This window comes from Acinetobacter sp. Tol 5, assembly GCF_019702905.1.
Lineage (GTDB): Bacteria > Pseudomonadota > Gammaproteobacteria > Pseudomonadales > Moraxellaceae > Acinetobacter > Acinetobacter bereziniae.
Genome location: NZ_AP024708.1, coordinates 2,847,326 through 2,868,463, shown reverse-complemented (window position 1 = coordinate 2,868,463; position 21,138 = coordinate 2,847,326). Strand labels below are relative to the sequence as shown.

15 protein-coding genes are annotated in these 21,138 nt (G+C 37.8%); 11 read left to right on the top strand and 4 right to left on the bottom strand.

What is annotated here, in order from left to right; all coding sequences use genetic code 11:
* Positions 1-449 precede the first annotated feature (449 nt).
* From TOL5_RS13335 to TOL5_RS13320, 4 genes are all read left to right on the top strand, one after another.
* On the top strand, positions 450-1,634 hold the full coding sequence (locus TOL5_RS13335) for an efflux RND transporter periplasmic adaptor subunit (protein WP_004831261.1): 1,185 nt from the start codon (positions 450-452) through the stop codon (positions 1,632-1,634).
* The gene (locus TOL5_RS13330) at positions 1,634-4,804 is read left to right on the top strand and encodes an efflux RND transporter permease subunit (RefSeq protein ID WP_004831260.1); all 3,171 of its coding nucleotides are present in this window, start codon (positions 1,634-1,636) and stop codon (positions 4,802-4,804) included. The genes TOL5_RS13335 and TOL5_RS13330 overlap by 1 nt, the downstream gene beginning before the upstream one ends.
* Complete coding sequence (locus TOL5_RS13325) at positions 4,804-6,264, top strand: efflux transporter outer membrane subunit (RefSeq protein ID WP_005029717.1); 1,461 nt, start codon at positions 4,804-4,806, stop codon at positions 6,262-6,264. The genes TOL5_RS13330 and TOL5_RS13325 overlap by 1 nt, the downstream gene beginning before the upstream one ends.
* A gap of 161 nt (positions 6,265-6,425) precedes the next feature.
* Positions 6,426-6,806 carry a hypothetical protein gene (locus TOL5_RS13320; RefSeq protein WP_005029715.1) on the top strand — a complete coding sequence of 127 codons (381 nt, stop codon included), beginning with the start codon at positions 6,426-6,428 and terminating at the stop codon, positions 6,804-6,806.
* A 114-nt stretch (positions 6,807-6,920) separates the two neighbouring features.
* Here the strand turns inward: TOL5_RS13320 and TOL5_RS13315 are convergent, their stop codons facing one another.
* Positions 6,921-8,156 carry a pyridoxal phosphate-dependent aminotransferase gene (locus tag TOL5_RS13315; RefSeq protein ID WP_005029711.1) on the bottom strand — a complete coding sequence of 412 codons (1,236 nt, stop codon included), beginning with the start codon at positions 8,154-8,156 and terminating at the stop codon, positions 6,921-6,923.
* 221 nt (positions 8,157-8,377) lie between these two features.
* Between TOL5_RS13315 and TOL5_RS13310 the strand changes: the two genes are divergently transcribed.
* Complete coding sequence (locus tag TOL5_RS13310) at positions 8,378-8,557, top strand: hypothetical protein (RefSeq protein ID WP_004831256.1); 180 nt, start codon at positions 8,378-8,380, stop codon at positions 8,555-8,557.
* A 368-nt stretch (positions 8,558-8,925) separates the two neighbouring features.
* Here TOL5_RS13310 and TOL5_RS13305 read toward each other — a convergent pair whose 3' ends face one another.
* The 3 genes from TOL5_RS13305 to TOL5_RS13295 form a co-directional block, all read right to left on the bottom strand.
* Positions 8,926-10,383, bottom strand: coding sequence for a diguanylate cyclase domain-containing protein (locus TOL5_RS13305; RefSeq protein WP_005029709.1), 1,458 nt, complete (start codon positions 10,381-10,383; stop codon positions 8,926-8,928).
* A 173-nt stretch (positions 10,384-10,556) separates the two neighbouring features.
* Positions 10,557-11,987: a GGDEF domain-containing protein gene (locus TOL5_RS13300; protein WP_121774849.1), complete on the bottom strand. Its 1,431-nt coding sequence runs from the start codon at positions 11,985-11,987 to the stop codon at positions 10,557-10,559.
* A gap of 112 nt (positions 11,988-12,099) precedes the next feature.
* The gene (locus TOL5_RS13295) at positions 12,100-12,879 is read right to left on the bottom strand and encodes a hypothetical protein (protein WP_009587228.1); all 780 of its coding nucleotides are present in this window, start codon (positions 12,877-12,879) and stop codon (positions 12,100-12,102) included.
* A gap of 177 nt (positions 12,880-13,056) precedes the next feature.
* On the opposite strand from TOL5_RS13295, the gene uvrB reads away from it, so the two are divergent.
* From uvrB to TOL5_RS13265, 6 genes are all read left to right on the top strand, one after another.
* A complete protein-coding gene (gene uvrB, locus TOL5_RS13290; RefSeq protein ID WP_121774850.1) occupies positions 13,057-15,078 on the top strand; it encodes an excinuclease ABC subunit UvrB in 2,022 nt (673 codons plus the stop codon).
* Positions 15,079-15,217: 139 nt separating this feature from the next.
* A complete protein-coding gene (locus tag TOL5_RS13285; protein WP_004831251.1) occupies positions 15,218-15,808 on the top strand; it encodes a lipocalin family protein in 591 nt (196 codons plus the stop codon).
* 144 nt (positions 15,809-15,952) lie between these two features.
* A complete protein-coding gene (gene rarD / locus TOL5_RS13280; protein WP_046760097.1) occupies positions 15,953-16,882 on the top strand; it encodes an EamA family transporter RarD in 930 nt (309 codons plus the stop codon).
* A gap of 114 nt (positions 16,883-16,996) precedes the next feature.
* Positions 16,997-18,700 carry a hypothetical protein gene (locus TOL5_RS13275; protein WP_227560665.1) on the top strand — a complete coding sequence of 568 codons (1,704 nt, stop codon included), beginning with the start codon at positions 16,997-16,999 and terminating at the stop codon, positions 18,698-18,700.
* A 353-nt stretch (positions 18,701-19,053) separates the two neighbouring features.
* Positions 19,054-20,511: a glyceraldehyde-3-phosphate dehydrogenase gene (locus TOL5_RS13270; RefSeq protein WP_005029703.1), complete on the top strand. Its 1,458-nt coding sequence runs from the start codon at positions 19,054-19,056 to the stop codon at positions 20,509-20,511.
* A 114-nt stretch (positions 20,512-20,625) separates the two neighbouring features.
* Positions 20,626-21,111: a hypothetical protein gene (locus TOL5_RS13265; protein ID WP_198114662.1), complete on the top strand. Its 486-nt coding sequence runs from the start codon at positions 20,626-20,628 to the stop codon at positions 21,109-21,111.
* Positions 21,112-21,138: the final 27 nt, after the last annotated feature.

The window sequence follows — 21,138 nt, the reverse complement described above, 5'->3', positions numbered from 1 at the left end:
TTATGCTTTTTATACAAGTTTTTAAAGACTTGGATGATTTCATTTGTTTTGCACTTTTGAATCATAGATCACCTTTCTATCCTGAGACGACATGGAAGTCGCCATGCTGAGCGGGGGATATAAGCAAAAACAAAGCACTGCTTTATTTGCAGCGTGAGAACATCTCATGGTCGAAAAAAACTTGATTCTTTTTAGTCATCAACCAAAACTTAATTGATAAAAACGCTATTTTGATATTTTTAAAGTTTTAATTTCGAATTAGAAAAAATAATAGGTGTTAATTTTTAAAATTTTGCAGCATTTTTTTCTTTATTATTTATCCTTATCTAATCATTAAATATAGCTAAATAATCCTATTGACTTTCCAGTAATGGGAAGCTTTAACCTGACCGCTATCGCTACAACAACGTTTTGAATACACCGTAGCATCTCAGGAAATGGGGCATAATATGAAAGCTAAAATGATCGTAGTCTCTATTGCAGTCGCTGCTGTGATCTCAGGGGGGCTCATTTATAATGCACAAAACCAACAAAGTAAAACTCAAGCACAGGCAGCAACCGCAGCACCAGCACCTACAGTTCCAGTCGCAGAAGTGATTACACATGAACTTAGACCCACTGCTGAATATACGGGGTATTTGTCTGCTCCCCAAAGCGTTGAGTTACGTTCTCGTATCGGTGGTGTAATTGAAAGGGTCAGTGTGCCAGAAGGAAGTTATGTCCAAAAAGGTCAGACACTTTTTAAAATTGATCCTGAACCTTTTCAATTGGCATTGGACATTGCTCAAGCACGATTAAAGGCGATTGATGTCCAATATAAACAAGCCATTGCAGACTTTAATCGTGCCAATCAATTGCTTGCCAGTGGCGCGGTTTCTAAAAAAATATACGATGACGCTCTAGCCACAAAAAACAATCGTCAGGCTCAAGTGCAAGAAGCACATACGGCTGTAGATGAAGCAAAACTTAACTTGTCTTATACCAATATCAAAGCGCCCATATCAGGGCGTGTTGATCGCGTTTTAGTGACTGCTGGTAATTTAATCACGGGTGGCAATACCAGTAATACGACTTTGTTGACCAGCATTGTTTCCGTAAACCCTTTGTACGTATATTTTGATTTGGATGAAGCCACCTTATTAAAGTTAAAAGAGCAGAACAAACAGGGATTGCTTAATTTACCCATCGCTATGGGATTAGCCAATACCGAAAATCATCCTTATCTCGGTCAATTAAATTTTATCAGTAACCAAGTAGACCAGCGCACAGGAACAATTCGTGTCAGAGCTTCAGTAGAAAACAAACAAGGTGAATTAAGCTCTGGAATGTTTGCACGTATTCAGTTAACAACAGGTGCAAATTATCCAGCGATTTTAATAGATGATCAGGCAGTCGGTTCAGATCAGGATAAAAATTATGTCTTGATACTCGGTGCTGGAAATAAAGTTGAGTATCGACCTGTCAAATTGGGTGCAATGTTTAATGGGCTTCGCATTATCGATCAAGGTTTGAAATCTGGTGAAAAAATCATTCTCAAAGGTTTGGTTGGACCTGGAATGCAAGTAAACCCCAATATCGTTCCTATGCAAGACAATACACAACAAGCTAAAGTTGCGAATCAGGGAGAAAAATAATGAAAAATTTCCCTCACTTTTTTGTAGATAGACCAATATTTGCAATCGTCATTTCTGTATTGATGTTGATCGTCGGAACTTTAGCATTATTTAAACTTCCGCTCAGTGAATATCCTCCGGTTACGCCGCCTACAGTCCAAGTTTCAACGAGTTTTCCAGGTGCAAATCCACAAGTGATTGCAGAAACTGTTTCTTCACCATTGGAACAGGAAATTAATGGTGTTGAGAACATGCTGTATATGAATTCTCAAACCGCTACAGATGGTCGAATGGTGCTGACCGTAACATTCAAGCAAGGAACTGATCCCAATCTGGCAGAAATTCAGGTACAAAATAGGGTATCAAGAGCCTTACCTCGACTACCTCCTGAAGTGCAACGAATTGGAGTAATCACGCAAAAGGTTTCTCCTGATATCTTGATGGTGGTCCATCTTCAATCGAAAAATAAATATCATGACTACCTCTATGTTTCAAATTACGCAAATTTAAATGTACGTGATGAGCTTTCACGTTTGCCTGGCGTGGGAAGTGTCGTGGCTTGGGGGGGAGAATATGCAATGCGGGTTTGGATTGACCCTAAAAAAATTGCATATCGTGGTTTAACAGCAAATGATGTGGTCAAAACGATTCGGGAACAAAACGTTCAGGTGGCAGCCGGTTCTGTCGGGCAGCAACCGCATGCTTCAGCAGCATTTCAGCTTACCGTGAATACCTTGGGGCGTTTGACAACACCCGAGCAGTTTGGCGAGATTATCCTAAAAACAGGTGAGAATGGTCAGGTTACTTATCTAAAAGATGTCGCACGCATTGAAATGGGTGCAGATGCATATTCTTTACGAAGCCTATTAGATGGCAAACCTGCGGTGGCTTTACAGATCTTTCAAAGCCCAGGGGCAAACGCCTTGGATGTATCCACTGCGGTTCATCGCAGTATGGAAAAAATGCAAAAGAATTTTCCACAAGGCATGGAATATAAAATTGCCTATGATCCAACAATTTTTGTCCGTGCATCTCTAAAATCTGTAATCATCACGCTTTTAGAAGCGATTGCATTAGTTGTAATCGTGGTCATCGTGTTCCTACAAACATGGCGTGCTTCAATCATTCCATTGGTAGCAGTCCCTGTCTCACTGGTAGGTACTTTCGCATTAATGCATTATTTTGGCTTTACATTGAACACACTCACCCTATTTGGTTTGGTGTTGTCCATCGGTATTGTGGTCGATGATGCGATTGTGGTTGTGGAAAATGTAGAACGGCATATTGTCGGGGGCGAAGCACCTAAAGAAGCTGCCCGCAAGGCAATGACTGAAGTCACGGGACCGATTTTGGCAATTACTGCAGTTTTATCAGCAGTGTTTATTCCTTCTGCATTTTTAACAGGCTTACAAGGTGAGTTTTATCGACAATTTGCCTTAACGATTGCAATTTCAACCATTTTATCTGCGATTAACTCGTTGACGCTTTCTCCAGCGTTGGCAGGAATACTGCTCAAACCTCATGGTGATACAACAAAACGCGATCGTTTATCACGATTGATCGAGTTTTTATTTGGATGGTTCTTTAAGCGATTTAACCGTTTCTTTGATAAAGCATCAGATGGCTATGTTTGGTCTGTACGCAAGGGTGTGCGTATGAGTGCAATTATTCTGTTTCTTTATGCAGGATTTTTAGCGCTAACTTGGCTAGGTTTTAATAAGGTTCCAAACGGTTTTGTCCCTGCGCAAGATAAATATTACTTGGTCGGGATTGCACAGCTTCCAACAGGGGCGTCACTTGATCGAACTGAAGCTGTGGTGAAAAAAATGACCCAGATTGCTTTAGATGAACCTGGTGTTGAAAGTGTCGTTGCATTCCCCGGATTATCGGTGAATGGACCTGTCAATATTCCCAATTCAGCGCTCATGTTTGCCATGTTAGACCCGTTTGAACAACGACAAGATCCTTCTTTGTCTGCCAATGCCATTGCAGGCAAATTAATGGGTAAATTTAGCCAAATTCCTGACGGGTTTGTTGGTATATTCCCACCACCACCTGTACCAGGTTTAGGTTCTACAGGCGGATTTAAGTTACAAATTGAAGATCGATCAGGACATGGTTTTAATGCATTGGCTCAGGTTCAAGCACAAATTATGGCAAAAGCTGCGCAAGCACCTGAATTGGTAGGCATGTTGGCAAGTTTCCAAGCAAATGCTCCACAACTTGAAGTCGATATTGATCGAGTCAAAGCCAAGTCACAAGGTGTGGCTTTAAATGAAATCTTTGAAACTTTACAAGTCAATATGGGGTCGATCTATGTCAATGATTTCAATCGCTTTGGGCGCACTTATAAAGTGATTGTACAGGCAGATGCACCATTCCGTATGCAATCTCAAGATCTTGAACAGCTTAAAGTCAGAAATAGTGCTGGTGAGATGATTCCGCTTTCAACTTTTGTCAATATTACCCGAAGCTCAGGACCAGACCGTGTGATGCACTATAACAGTTTTCGCTCTGCAGACATTAGTGGTAGCCCTGCGCCAGGATATTCTTCAGGTCAGGCAGCAGATGCAATTGAAAAAATTGTTAAGGAAACACTTCCGCAAGGCATGACATATGAGTGGACAGATTTGACCTATCAAGAAAAAATGGCAGGCAATACGGCGCTCTACATTTTCCCTCTAACCGTGATTTTAGCCTTTTTGATCTTGGCGGCTCAGTACAATAGTTGGTCTATGCCGTTTGCAGTACTTCTTATTGCACCTATGGCGCTATTGTCTGCAATAGTTGGTGTGTGGTTGTCTGGCAGTGACAATAATATTTTTACGCAAATTGGCTTCGTTGTGTTGGTAGGATTGGCTGCAAAAAATGCGATCTTGATTGTTGAGTTTGCCCGAACCAAAGAAGAGGAGGGATTAGATCCACTCGACGCTGTTTTGGAAGCGGCACGCTTACGATTACGTCCTATTTTAATGACCTCGATTGCCTTTATCGCGGGCGTTATCCCACTTGTTTTAGCCACAGGTGCAGGTGCGGAAATGCGTCATGCAATGGGAATCGCCGTATTTTCTGGAATGCTTGGGGTCACTATATTCGGTTTATTATTTACCCCAGTGTTTTATGTCGTCATTCGGAAATTTATTTTAGCGCGTGAACAAAAGGCACGTTTAGCGAATGAGGAGAAATTGTAATGAGCAAGTTTCATATACAACAGCAATATTTACGTTATCGATTTATACCTCATCAGCAGTTGGTTGTTACTTTTTTAATCGTGCTGATTTCTGGTTGTTCTTTTGCTCCTAAATATGAACGTCCAAATGTGGATATTGCGTTGCAATATCCACAAGGAGATGCGTATCCAAAAACATATACACATCCGAAGAATGCTGAGAATGTTCTAGATATCGGCTGGCGGGCTTTTTTTAAGGATCCATTACTACAGCAACTGATTGAACATGCATTGGCGAACAATCATGATCTGAAGATAGCTGCGCTAAATGTTGCTGCACTTGAAGCACAATATCGTATTCGACGTGCAGACTTGTTTCCACATTTAAGCACCAATGCTGATGCAACAGTTCAAAAGCTTCCGTCAGATATTGCCTATAATCGTCGTATATATCAATTGGGGTTAAGTTCAGTGGCATGGGAACTTGATCTGTGGGGACGATTAAGAAATTTAAATGAACAGGCATTACAAAATTATCTAGCCTCAGACGAAACACGAACTGCGGTACACATGAGTTTAGTTTCGGCAGTTGCACGTGCATATATGACCTTACAGGCAAACCATGAACAGTTGAGTTTGACACGTGCAACAGTTCAGGCACAGCAACAATCCTATGAGCTGACTAAGGCTTTGGTTAAAAATGGTCAAGCCACACAATTTGATTTAAGTTTGGCTGAAATGTCCTTACGTGCGGCACAATTTGACCAGTCAAAAATGGTGAGATTGGTTGCACAAGATCGCAATGCTTTAATTTTATTGATGGGCACGCCTTTGTCTCAATCAATAGCGTTAGAACTTGACCAAGCTAAAGATTTATCAGACCGCAAATTGCTTTCGCAAATCTCCGCAGGCTTACCTTCTGATTTATTGATGAGACGTCCAGATATTAGAGCGGCTGAACATATGCTTTTAGGTGCCAATGCCAATATTGGCGTGGCACGTGCTGCATTTTTCCCTTCTATTCAGTTAACTGGTTCAGTCGGTATTGCGAGTTCAAGTTTAAGTGATCTGTTTGATTCAGGAACAGGTATGTGGAATTTTATTCCTAAGATTAGCTTACCTATTTTTCATGCTGGTGCGAATAGAGCTAATTTAAATCATGCTCAAGTGTTAAAAAGAATCGAAATAGTGAATTATAACAAAGCTATTCAAACTGCATTTCGCGAAGTCTCGGATCACCTCGCAGGACAAGCCACACTGGATGAGCAAATTAAAACACAGCAGCAAAGTGTGAATGCCAGTGAGAAAGCATATCAATTGGCAAAGCTGAGATTTAAAGCAGGTCAAGATAATTACTTTGTCGTTTTAGATTTAGAGCGTACCTTATATGCTGCCCAGCAGCAGTTAATCCAAACGCGTTTGGAACAATTGAACAATGAAATCCAGCTATATAAAGCGCTTGGCGGGGGATGGATTAGATAGTAAGGAAAAGTAACGCTGCATACTTCAGCAATTTGACTCAACATCATGATTATTCAAGAAGTATGCAGCCCGCTTTGTATGTCGCAATTGTAATTTTCATGACCATTCTTTGTATAACTTCAATCTTTAGAATGAATATTGAATTATCACAGGAGAATTACATGAAAACTTTGATCAAATTTGTTTTTATTGGTCTATGTGGTGTTGCAAGTTCTAGTTTTGCATCACAACATCATGAGCAAAATATGAAAATTGATCACTTTGGTACAGGTAATGATGGTGATAATAGCTCAGGTCTTTTGCTGAAACAGCCGATGAAACTCGTTCCGGCATCAAAGCAACAAAGAACCAAAGAACCGCGTATTGAACATTATGGTACAGGTAACGATGGTGACAATACTTCAGGTTTATTATTGGTTGACCATGAAAAAGTTTATGCTTTATCAAATACCTATACACCACAACCTGATCAAAGACGAATTGAACATTACGGTACAGGTAACGATGGTGATAATACGACAGGACTACTGCTTCAGGAATAATCTTTATTCGCGTTAATGGATCAACAAGGTATTTGCAACAGATAGAGCAATAGACAAAAAAATGGGTGTATCAATACACCCATTTTTACATCAAATCACAGTGATAATAGCCGACTATTGCGCTGCTTTTTCGGCTTCGATAGAAGCAATTGCAGCATCAATACCTTCAATTGAATCAGCAGCTTTTTTGATACGTGCAAGCGCATCTACTAGAACTTCATCAGCAGTTGCGTATGAAATACGCATATACCCGCCTAAACCAAAAGCATCGCCAGGTACAACAGCAACACCAGTTTCTTCAAGTAACCATGCAGAGAATTCAGTGCAAGATTTTAGACCCTTAGCACGAATCAAAGGACGAATGTTTGCATAGGCATAGAATGCGCCGTCAGCAGGTAAACATGTGATGCCGTGAATGTCGTTTAGACCTTGAACAACAAGATCATGACGACGTTTGAATGCTTCAATCATTGGCTCAAGAACATCTTGAGGACCATTTAATGCAGCCTCGGCAGCTACTTGTGAAATCGATGTTGGGTTAGATGTTGATTGTGATTGAATCTTCTTCATCGCACCGATTAATTTTGCTGGACCAGCAGCATAACCAATACGCCATCCAGTCATTGCATAAGCTTTAGATACACCATTCAACACGATGACACGGTCATAAAGATCAGGTGCAACTGTTGCAATATTATAGAACTCATCATCCCAACGGATTGGTTCATACATATCATCTGATGCTACAAAAACTTCAGGGTATTTGCGTAAAACTTCAGCCAAAGCTTCAAGTTCAGCTTTAGTATAGATCATCCCTGTAGGGTTTGAAGGACTGTTTAAAACCACCAAACGTGTTTTATCAGTAATCGCTGCTTCTAATTGAGCAGGGGTGATCTTGAAGCGCTGTTCTTCACCACACTTCACGATGACAGGAACACCCTCTGCAATAATCACCATGTCAGGATAGCTAACCCAATATGGTGCAGGGATAATCACTTCATCACCTTTATTTAACAAAGCCAGCGCCAAGTTAAAGAAAGACTGTTTACCACCGCACGAAACCAAAATTTGGTTTGCTGCATAATCAAGATTATTATCACGTTTTAATTTAGCAATAATCGCTTTTTTAAGGCCTGGGGTACCATCAACAGCGGTGTATTTGGTAAAACCGTTGTTAATTGCTGTAATTGCAGCATCTTTGATGTGTTGTGGGGTGTCAAAATCTGGTTCGCCTGCGCCCAATCCGATTACATTTTTACCAGCAGCCTTTAATTCAGCAGCTTTATTGGTAACAGCAAGCGTTGGAGACGGTTTGATGGCATTTACACGATCAGAGAGACGTACGTCCACGGCATTATTCCTTCTTATAGGGATTAAAAAATAAAAAGCACATTATCATAGCCTAAATTTTAAGGTTTGGTCGTTTAATATTTATGCAAATTGACCAAATATTCACGAAAAACAAAAAATTAATGTATCAAGAGAATACAAATAAATAAGCGCAATGGAGATCACTCGCATCAAGGGCAAAATTTACGTACAATATAGCCAGTTAAAATTGAGTGAATCACATGAGCACCCAAAATACTCCCAAAAAAAAGCCATTGGTGAATTTACCTTTTCCAATGCCATCAGCTATTGAAAATGTAGATGATGTTGCCCACAATCAAGTGCGCCCAAAACCTGAGCAATATGCAGACCGTACATGGATGCCTCCACGTGGTACACGTCGTTCGATGGGTAAACGTTAAAGTTTGAATAGAAAAGGTAGGTGCATAAAGCACCTATTTTTATGCATTATTTTTAGGGTCTATGGACATTTCATAAATGGCTTGCGTTGTAGGTTAAAATTGAGCAGGCAAGGCATGAAATGAAGAGAATAGCGAGACTATTTTTAAGTTTCATAACGTAGCCTGAGATAATTTTAGCCACAACCCTTCGGGACTAGCGTGTTTTTTGGCACTTCGTCGTTACGAACTACTCACTTAGAATGACTAAATTTCGTATTTCGCGCCTAGAATCGCCTATAAAACACACCTAGTCGCAAACATAGACGAATTGTCCACAGACCCTAGATATATCAAGCTGGTGTTGAGGGGTTCGGCTAAGCTTTCCCGTTTTATATTAAGTTTTGTTCATTGAGCATTTCAGTGACGTATTCATAATAATTTTTCTTTTTTTGATACATCAATAAATCCGCACGCTTCAACATATTATCAATACTTTCATTTTCATTGGTTGTGGCATAACCAATTGCAATGCTGATCGGCTGTGAAGAGTAGTACTGATTATCAATATTCAGTAATTCCTCTATGGTCATAATCATAGATTCAACCATTTGCTCATTGGCTGCAGGCATGAGCAGTACAAATTCATCTCCGCCAATCCTGGATGCGGTATAACTGGTATTGGCAATCGTACGACTGAGAATATTGCCCATTCGGCGTAACAAACCATCCCCAATATCATGACCGAATTGATCATTAATGGCTTTTAACCCATTCATATCGATGAAAACTGCAGAGGTCGGACGCAATATATTGCGTTCTAAACGATTAATTTCTTCTGTATAGAATGAACGGTTAAATAATTTGGTCAATACATCATGTTTACCTAGGTATTCCAAATAACTTTCTGCTTTTTTACGCGCCGTAATATCGGTGAGTGCGACTTGAACTAAACTCCAGTCTTCCTCATAACCAGGGAAAACAGTAAATTGCAACAATACATTCCGTACCGAGCCATCTAAAGCGTAATTGATCGCTTCACGTTGATGGTGAATTTTACCATTCCACAATTCAATCAACTGCTCTCGGAATGTTTGGTAAATTTCTTTGGCAAAGACTTTGTTTAAGTTTTTAAATAAGGTTTCTTTATCTGGAGCCTTAAATAAGTCCAGTGTTGCTTGATTGACATCCAGTAAAATAATATCTTCAATACATTGGTTCACAAAGTCTGTATGTACATCCAAAAAGGTTCTAAAATCATCAATACCGATTTGGCGTAACTGATCTAAACGCATTTTGACCCGACTAAAATCCTCTACCCATAATGAAGCAGGTGAATAGATAAAGCGAGATTCTGCAAGTTGTCGATTTTTTTCTTCTAGACGACGGGCATTTTGATAGTCTGTAATATCTTCTGTGGTAATAAGAACTTGATTTAAACTCTCTTCTGAACCAGGCATCACCGCGCCACGTAGTTTGATGTCCAGCTTTTTTCCTGAAATCGTATAATTTACAGTGGTGCTGGAAAACTCTGTCTGACCTTCCCAAAGTGCAACCAACTCTTTGATATGTGAATCAAACATTTCTTTTTGGAAAATAACATTTAAATTTTGACAGAGATGTTTTTGATTTTTTGCTTCAAAAAGCTGTAAAGTTTTTTGATTCACTTTAACAATTTTAATTTTATGTGCGCATTGAGTCACTTGTTCTGGATGTGCTTCTAAAAAGCTTTGAAGATTTGTAATCCCTTGATCTTTCCACTGATTAAATTGTTCTTTTATTGCACTATAATCTTCTAACCACATAGGTGTGGGGGATATATCAAAAATAGAAGAATCGGAAAATGCCATTACAAGATTCTCGTTTGCTATAAAAGTCATTTAATTGTTTTGGAATATATCCTAAAATTTAAGGATGTAAAATAATAAGCAAAAATAAAATGTAATTTATTTATTATCTCTAAAAAATAGTGATAACTGACTCACTTTGTCCATCTACTGACAATTAGTGTAAAAGTGTATTTTTAATATTTAAAATCATGCTGACGACTGACCTGATTTAAATAAAAATATTGTTTATCCTTATACATCATTTGATCGGCTTTTTTTAATAAATCCGCGATATCACCTTGCTGATTTATACTTGCATAACCAAATGCAACACGAATTGGATGGTGTGGAAACGCTAATTGATCAGCCAATAATTTTTGTTGAATTATGGTTATGAGATTATCTATATCACGTTGATTTGCTTCAGGCATTAAAATCACAAACTCATCTCCGCCTATACGAGATACTGAATAATTGGTTTTTATGGTTGATGTTTTTAAAAGTTCTGCAAATCTTTGGATTAATAAGTCTCCAATATGATGACCTTGAACATCATTGATTTTTTTTAATCCATTAATATCCAAATAAATGCAGGAAAGTGAATGAAATGCTGTGGATTGTAAACGTTGGATTTCTTCACTAAAAAACGTACGGTTATATAATTGGGTCAATTGATCATGTTGATTGGCATAGTGTAAATAATCTTCTAATTTTTTTCGTTCAGTTAAATCGGTAAATGCAATTTGCACGGTATCCCAATTATGTTGTGAGTCAGGGAAAATGACGAAGTGTTCTTGAACATGAATTAAATCACCATGCACCGACTGATATTCACATTCTCGTTTAATTTGATGCTGTCCATTCCATAAATATAATAGTTGTTGAGAAAAATTTTGAAGATGATCTTTAAAAATACGATGTAGATGCAGACAAAACTGTTGTTTATTATAGGCACAAAAGAGATCAAGCAAAGCTTGATTGACACCTACAGTTTGGATGTTTTTAAAACAAAAAAATAAAAAATCAGGATTTTTTTCGATATAGCGTTTTAAATCTGTAAGATGATTGGCTTTGAGTTGATCGAATATTGTTTTGATCTTGCTATAGTCTTTTACCCAAAGTGCGGTTGGAGAATGTAAAAATAAAGATTCAGCAAAACGTCGCGCATTTTGTGATTGCGAAATATCCTCAGTGGTCAATAGCACTCGATCCCAACAATCCTTGTCATCGGACAAAATGTTGGCTCTCAACTGGACATCGATTCTTTTACCTTGACAAGTATAGTTGATGACTGGAATAGAGCAATTTTTTTGTTTGTTCCACAATGCTGAAAAAAATTCAATATGCATCATCTCAGTGTCTTGAGTATGCATTTCTGGAAATTTTTCTATAATTTCTTCTAAATTATGGGCTTCATACAAATTGAGTGTACTTTGATTGACATTAATGGTTTTAATTGCAGCTAGACAGGGGACTAAACGTTGAGGATCTTCGATTAAATAGTGCTGTATATCAGATATACCTTCAGCAGCCCAGGCATCAAAAATCTTTTTGATGCCACTAAAATCCTGTAGCCACATCGCAATGGGAGACAAATTAAAAATCGTTAAATCGATTTGCTCCATTCTTATTCCATTTTATTATTTATAAATTTAGCTTAAATATAATACGGTAAAATGGCAATACCTAAATATATTGTGAAGTGAAGAAAAAGTGATCCTATGCACTATACTTGACTTACTTCTTGGCATGATGTTCTGCTTTAGGCGCTGCAATCACGCGTTGACCTGTCCATACATCAATAAAATCTGTTTCATTTAAATGATAAAGCTCTAATAATGCCAAAATCGCACCACCAATAATCATTGAACCTTCAGAGTTCGGTTGGAATTCAATTATTTTGCCATGCAGATTGTGAAGAATGTCTTGTATTTCAAAAATCCGATCACGTCCATTACTGTCATTTGGGTACATGGGCGTGTTTAAAATAATCGTGGCTAGGCTTTTTTCTGCATCTGTTAAATCTAAATTTTTTATTGCTTGCTCAGGATCAGCACTAAAAATGACCTGATCTGTAATAAAACTATGCAACAATTTTTGCGTCAGCTTGGGTAATGTCTTTTCAACGAAAGGGCGGAATGAGACTGGAAAAATCACATTACGCGCGATTCCCTTAAACATGGGCGCGATTTCTTCAACTTTATAACCTGCAACACCACATCCCACAGACGTAATGAAATACTTCATTTTTGGATGATTCTTAGCATATATTTTAAAATCATCAATATAGTGTTGAATTTGTGAAAGCGGCATTTGTTGTAAATGTTCATTCATGGTTGGAATTGCAAAACTCTGACCTGCCCAACCACGTCCCACACCTTTGGTTGCCCCGAAAAATAAATGCGCTGTTTTTGCAGCACCACCTTGATGTGTTCCTGCCAAATTACTTCCGAAAACAAATACAGTGTCTTCAGGTAAAGTTTTGATAATGCTTTCATCATGGTAGTGATATGTCATGTTTTTCAATCCTTTAATCGGCTTAATTCCATGTTGCTATCGAAATAAAAAAGGGTCAAGGTATTTGTTGAATATTGTGTAAAAAACCCCATTAAGCTTAAGGTAAATCTTTTGCTCAAGTCGGTTTCTGTTAAACTGCACGAGCTTCTTTCTTCTTGGTTAAAAGAGTGAATTATTGTGAATGATCATCAACCTTTTGAACTTGTTACAAACTACCAGCCTGCTGGTGATCAACCGCAGGCGATCGAAAAATTAGTTGCAGGGATAAATCAAGGTTTTCATGATCAGCTTTTATTGGGTGTGACTGGTTCTGGTAAAACGTATACCATGGCAAATGTGATTGCTCAGACGCAAAGACCAACCATTATCATGGCGCACAATAAGACCCTTGCAGCCCAGCTTTACGGTGAATTTAAAGCATTTTTTCCCAATAATGCTGTCGAATATTTCGTCAGTTATTATGATTATTATCAACCCGAAGCTTATGTGCCTTCTTCTGACACATTTATTGAAAAAGATTCAGCGATTAATGATCATATTGATCAAATGCGTCTTTCAGCAACACGTGCACTGTTAGAGCGACGGGATGCCATTATTGTGGCTTCAGTTTCAGCCATCTATGGTTTGGGTGATCCCAATGCTTATATGAGTATGTTGTTGCATATTGTACAAGGAGACAGAATCAGTCGTGATGACATTATTCGCCGTCTTGTCGAAATGCAATATACACGCAATGAGCTGGAGTTTTTACGAGGTACTTACCGTATTCGTGGTGAAATTATTGATATTTTCCCTGCCGAATCGGACCAACATGCCATCCGTGTTGAACTGTTTGACGATGAAGTCGATTCGATTCGTTGGTTTGATCCAATTACCGGGAAAATGGTACGTAAAGCCCCTCGTGTGACGATTTATCCAAAAAGCCACTATGTCACTCCAAAAGATAATCTTGAACGTGCTATTGGAACGATACGAGATGAACTTGCAGAACGTTTGGTTTTCTTTAAAGAGCATGAAAAGTTGTTAGAAGCACAACGGATCGAACAACGTACGCGTTATGACTTGGAAATGATGCAACAACTCGGCTATACCAATGGGATTGAAAATTATTCAAGACATTTGTCTGGTCGTCCGGCAGGTGAAGCACCACCAACATTGTTTGATTATATTCCAGATGATGCTTTACTGATTATTGATGAGTCACATGTGACAGTTCCTCAAATTGGTGCGATGTACAAAGGTGACCGTTCTCGAAAAGAAAACTTGGTTAATTATGGTTTTCGCTTACCAAGCGCCTTGGATAATCGTCCAATGAAGTTTGAGGAATGGGAGCGTATTGTTCCGACGACCATTTATGTTAGCGCAACACCTGCAAAATATGAACTGGAAAAATCAGTCCAAGTTGCCGAGCAGGTGGTTCGTCCAACAGGTTTAGTCGATCCAGAAATTGAGATACGTCCAGTTTTAACTCAAGTCGATGATGTACTCTCCGAAATCAATATTCGTAAAGAGCTGAATGAGCGAGTGTTGGTGACAACACTGACCAAACGTATGGCAGAAGATTTGACCTCATATCTAAAAGAATATGGCGTAAAAGTAGCGTATTTGCATTCTGATATTGATACGGTTGAGCGAGTGAAAATTATCCATGAATTACGTACAGGCATACATGATGTGATCGTGGGGATCAACTTGCTACGTGAAGGTTTGGACATGCCAGAAGTTTCTTTGGTGGCGATTTTAGATGCAGATAAGGAAGGTTTTTTACGTTCTGAACGTTCACTGATCCAAACCATTGGGCGTGCAGCAAGACATGTCAAAGGTAAAGCGATCTTGTATGCAGATCGTGTGACGGACTCTATGCAGAAAGCCATAGATGAAACTGAACGTCGTAGAGCTAAACAAATTCAATTTAATGAGAAACACGGCATTATTCCACGCAGTGCAGTTCGTCAAGCAATCAAAGAAATCGATACCGGCGAGGTGCTCACTGACGATCAAATTGATGATGCGATTGTTGAGCAACAACATGCTTTAACTGCGGACGAACGTCATATTTTGTCTGACCCTAAACTGTTCACTAAACATATCACTAAACTTGAGAAAGAGATGTTAAAAGCATCAAAAGAGTTGCAATTTGAACAAGCAGCACGCTTACGAGACGAAATTGTGCGTTTAAAAGCGCGAATGTTAAAGTGATTTCGTTTGAGACGTGATTGCTGTATTTGACTTAGATTGTTGCTTTAATATGGACATAGGATACATAAAGCTACAATCTAAGTTTACATTTCTGATTATTTTATAATAAATAGTAAAAATCCACGATTGAGGGTATAAAGTGCAATTATTCAAAATATTACCCAAATCCTATACGCTAAAAAACATGATCATTGGGTTCAGCATTATTTCTGCTACTCTTTTTTATCCTAAAGTGTATGCGGATTATTCGACATTGGCAGCTGTTCCAAAATTAGAGCTAGGTCAGTATCTCGGGTTATGGTATGAAATTGCACGTAAACCCATGTATTTTCAAAAAGCCTGTAAGTCTGATGTCACTGCACGTTATACCGTCAATGAGTTTGGCAATGTTGCAGTAGATAATCGCTGTATTGATCAAAATGGCGAAGAATTGCGTGCGTTGGGTGAAGCTTTTATCAGTAATGAACCCTTTAACTCTAAGTTTAAAGTCAGTTTTATTCCTGAGGCAATTCGCTGGATGCCCGTGGGAAGAGGGGATTATTGGGTGCTTAAAATAGACCCAGAATATCAAATGGCTTTGGTCGGAGAGCCTAAACGTAAATATTTATGGTTATTGTCACGTGATCCACATCCTGATGAAACCAAAGTAACTGAATTTCTACGATATGCACAAACGGTTGGTTTTAATTTAAAAGATATTATTCGAACCAAGCAGAACGTTTCACAATAATTCCATAAGCTGGCAATTTGTCTGTTGATATTTGATTATTTCAAATCTTCATTTGAGAAAATATTGCAATATTCAAAATAATTTTGAAAGAAAAAAAGTTTATACTATTGAAAGATTTATTTGAGAATTTTCGAGAGGCGATAGATGTTTAAGGGCGTAGCATTGTCTATATTGGCATCTGTCACCTTTGGAGTATTGTATTTTTATACCAAATTATTAGGCGATTTAGATAGCCAACAAACATTTGGTTGGCGAATCATTGCAACCTTACCTTTTCTAACCTTATTTATGTTTTTCAGTGGTGATTTTGCCCACGTCAGAAATATTTATCAGCGTATGATGAAGCAACCTGCGTTATTGATCTTACTGCTGATCACTTCTGCGTTGACTTGTTTCCAACTTTGGTTGTTTCTATGGGGACCGATGAATGGACGAGGATTACAAGTTTCATTGGGATACTTTCTTTTGCCTCTAGTCTTGGTTCTCGCGGGTAGTATTTTTTATAAAGAAAAGTTATCAAAATTTCAAATGGTTGCCGTGGCATTTGCTGTGTTAGGGGTAGGTCATGAATTGTGGCGTTTGGGCAGTATTGCATGGGAAACCATCAGTGTTGCTTTGGGTTATTCACTGTATTTTCTGATCCGAAAAGCAATCAAAACGGATAATCTTGGTGGGTTTTGGTGGGACATCCTGATTTGCATACCTGTTGCCATCTATTTTACTCAAATGGGAGTGAATGCTTATGGACAGTTTATTGAAATGCCCAGTTTATTTTTGGTGGTTGCTGGGCTAGGTGCATTAAGTGCTATTGGTCTGGGGAGTTATATTTTAGCCAGTCGTTATTTGGCTATGGTGCTGTTTGGTTTACTGAGTTATTTAGAACCCGTTTTATTGGCATTGGCTTCATTGGCTTTAGGAGAGTCTATTTCCGCAGATGAATGGTTGACTTATATCCCGATTTGGTGCGCTGTAGGTGTTTTGGTTTTAGAAGGCAGTTGGCATATTTATCAACAAGGAAAGAAACGAAAAAATTTGGAATTGAATATTAAAAAATTTGATAAAAGAAAGAAGTAACAGGTATTCTTTAAATATAAAAACGATAATCCTTGAACTTAAATTAAAATAAATGTTAAATATATCTCAATATTGGTGCTTTAAACATGTTTAAAAAGAAAAGAATATTGATTGATGATGAATATAACAATGATTCCCTATCAAATACGGGCAACCCTTTTGCAACTTGAGCCGAGTACAGATTTGAACTGGGCAAAGGTGTTGTACGAAATTTTTGATGAAGCTAATATTGAAGTACGCGAAGAAATTGATCGTCAAATCTTAAAGCCTAAAGAGATACAATGGAATAGAACTGAAAATACCTTTGAATTTAAAATTACAAACTCATTGGAAACGTTAAAGCATCGTTTAGACAATGAGCGCATGCGTTCGATTGCCAATAAATTAAGTAACTCACTCCATTGGTTAGAACAAATTACTGATTGTGTACAGATTGCAGATTACCTTGAAAATACTTTACATCAGATTGATCTAATTCCAGTCGATGACCATCTTGGCTTGCAACGTGAAAAATTATTAATACGCCGAGTTTTTTTGCAAGATGTGGCGAAGCTGGTACGAAATCTCAATATTCACATTCATCCGAATGTACGTGATTTAACGGTAAATCAAATCAAATGCTTTATTATCGAAGTGTTTATCAAGCAACAATTATTAGGATATTGGTTTAAACCTTTACTGACCAAATCATCAAATTTATTTGCTCATCCCTTCTTTAAATATTTTATTGTCAGCGAACAGAAAATTCGTAAATTCGATATTGTGAATACTTCTGAATTTATTTATTTGATAGCACCAATACAACATTTTGAGCAAAACCCATATTCAATTCGTCGATTTTTGTTTGAAGAACATATTGAATATAACAATCAAATCTATTTAACAGGATTAGTGATTGATCCAAAACAGATCAGTGAGAATGCATATCGCGTGCAAACAGATCAGTTGATACAAAAAATGGTGACGATCCAACATCAAGTTCATCGAGATGTCATTGAGATTGTACAAGAGTTTGAAAGTTTTACTGAAACCAAGCTATTGCCATTTTTAATGCAACCGCTGGGAATGGTCGGTAAAAACAGTGATCTCGTGGCACAAAATCATATTAAAACCATTGAACAAATGTTGATTGCCAATGTGTTGATGCCGTTAAGAAATGCAGTGAAGAATGATTTATCGCATTTAGAAGAATTTGAATATTTGTTTATGAGTGTTCATCGTATTTTATCTGAGATTTTGTCTCATTATCGTGATTTTAAAGAGCAACCAGCATTATTTTTTAATGCACATGTGCAGTTATTTGAATATCGTTTACTGGCATATTTGAAGCTTTTGGAAAAACGTAAGGACGAAATCTTTATTCCGATGAGTAAACAGGAATGGCAAGTCATGCATGAACGTTCACAACAACCGATAAAAAAGCTTCAAGAGATTATGTTTGATCAAGCCAAAGACTACAACGAATTACAACTCTACATCCAACAGTTAAAATATGAACAGAATCAAGTGAAAGGCTCTTTGCTCAAGAAAATTGTAAAAGGCGGAAAAGTAGAAAAAGACATTCTGCAAGCTAAACATGCCGCACTGCTGATTAAGAAGCAGACATACTTAGATGTATTGAGCGTTCCAAAAGGTTTATCGAAATATAGTGTATTTATTGAATTTGAAAGCTTAACTTCTTTAAGTGAATTAGAACGACATTATGCTTTTCCTTCAGGGGACAATGGTATTATCCGTTTCCCTTTTTTAATGAAAATTCCTGAGAATCTAGCAGATTTTGATTTTGACGCTTTTCATGCATCCATGTATATGGATTAATTTTATACTTGAGCGCTGTTTATCCAACCATCATATCGACTGAATATAGGCTGTTGATCTGTCAATGCTCGATAAGGAAAGCAGTTAAAACTGTGCTTAATCGTGTTTGAAATGAAGCAGCTGGATGTTTTTCATTCGTGTTATGAAATGCATGTAACACTATGTTAAAGATCTATAAACAAAGAAATCTCAATTATAGTTTAGATATCAATATTTAATTTTTATAAAAATATCTAACATGACAAAATATTATAAAAATCTACCATGAATTGATTTCAACTAAATGAGAATTCCATTACAATCGTGGGGTTTAAAAATCCATGTCTAGATATACATAAATAGAGGACGTATCTGTGAGCAAAGACACTATCATCGCCCTACATGCAGAGCACCAAGGTCGCTGGAAAAACCGTGAAGAAATCGCGGAACGTATGATTGCATTAATCGGTCAATTATACCGTGAAAAAAATATTGTGACTTCTGTTTACGGTCGTTCTTTAGTGAACCGTTCAGTAATTCAAATTCTTAAAGCTCACCGTCGTACGCGTATGATGGATGTTGAACTTTCAGTTGTACATACGTTTCCTATTTTAGAAGCTTTAGCAAAATTAGATAATATTGGTTCAGCAGAAGTTGATTTAGGTAAACTTGCTGTTGAATACAAAGAAAAGGGTGGCGATGTTGATGCATTTGTTGCTCAAGCTGTTCGCTCTTTAGAAGGTCGTCCGGCACAAGTTGAACCGAAAGATGTTGTGCTTTACGGTTTTGGTCGTATCGGTCGTATTTTAGCGCGTTTGATCATCAGCCAATCTGGTCTTGGTCGTGGTTTAAGCTTGAAAGCAATCGTCGTACGTAAATCATCTGATGGTGATTTAGAAAAACGTGCTTCATTGTTACGCCGTGACTCAATTCATGGTCCATTTGCAGGAACAATTTCTGTAGATGAAGAAAATGAAGCAATCATTGCCAACGGTAACTTCATTAAAGTGATCTATGCATCTAGCCCTGCTGAAGTAGATTACACTGCTTATGGTATAGATAATGCACTTGTGATTGACAACACAGGTAAATGGCGTGATATCGATGGTTTATCACAACATCTTAAATGTCCAGGCGTAGGTCGTGTTGTACTTACTGCTCCAGGTAAAGGTGATATGAAAAACGTTGTATTTGGTGTGAACCAAAATGACATTATCGATTCAGATAAAATCATTTCAGCGGCAAGCTGTACCACCAACGCAATTACACCTGTCTTGAAAGTATTAGAAGACAAATACAAAGTGATCAATGGTCATGTTGAAACAGTTCACTCATTCACTAATGACCAGAACTTGATTGATAACTACCATAAAGCAGATCGTCGTGGTCGTGCTGCAACATTAAATATGGTGATCACTGAAACTGGTGCTGCAAAAGCTGTTGCAAAAGCATTACCTCAGTTGCAAGGTAAATTAACAGGCAATTCAGTACGTGTACCTACACCAAACGTTTCGTTGGCTATTCTTAACTTAACACTTGAGAAAGAAGTAGATCGTGAAGAAGTAAACGAATATATTCGTCAAATCTCGATCAACTCAAGCCTTCAAGGTCAAATTGGCTATACAAACTCTACTGAAGTCGTATCTTCTGACTTTATTGGTTCTCGTACTGCTGGTGTATTTGATGCACAAGCGACGATTACATCAGGTAACCGTTTAACAGCTTATGTTTGGTACGATAACGAAGTGGGTTATAGCTGCCAAGTATTACGTATTGCTGAACAAATGTGTGGTGTAAGCTATCCAAAAGCACCTGCTGAAACAAATGCATAATTTGTAATATTCAGTAAAAAGGAGCTTCATCTGAAGCTCCTTTTTTTATATTCTAAATTTATCTTGGTTTAAATCTAATAAACGATTTTAACCGAAATTTAGAGCATATTAAAAATGAATAAAAATTTACCAATTTTCGCTTTGGTTTTGCTGAATTTATCAACAATAATCCATGCAACCCCGCAAACAAGCCTTGATTTAACCCCAATATTGCAAGATCGTTTTGAACAAAATTGTGAGGTTCGCCAGCAATTTGATTATTATGTTCGCGATGATGAAATTCTGCCAATATTAATGAATCAGGTGGCTAAAGATGAAGTTGATGAACAAAACGCCTATATGAGTAGAATCCTTACTTTAAAAAATACGACTTATCGGGGACTGATTGTCACAAAAATTGAGTTTGTATGGGGGCGGGGATTGACTTTAATGGAGTATTTACATTTCGATCTCCCAACTGCTTCAGCACAGCAACAATTTAATGAAATTAAAAAGAAAAAACAGCAAAATGCTAAAGCTGCAAATTTTGTAATGGTTGGAGAAGGCAAAAATAAGGGTATCGCGATTTGCACTTGGGCAGATAAAAATACAGCTGAATAAAAGCGATTTCATAGTCAGTCATTTACA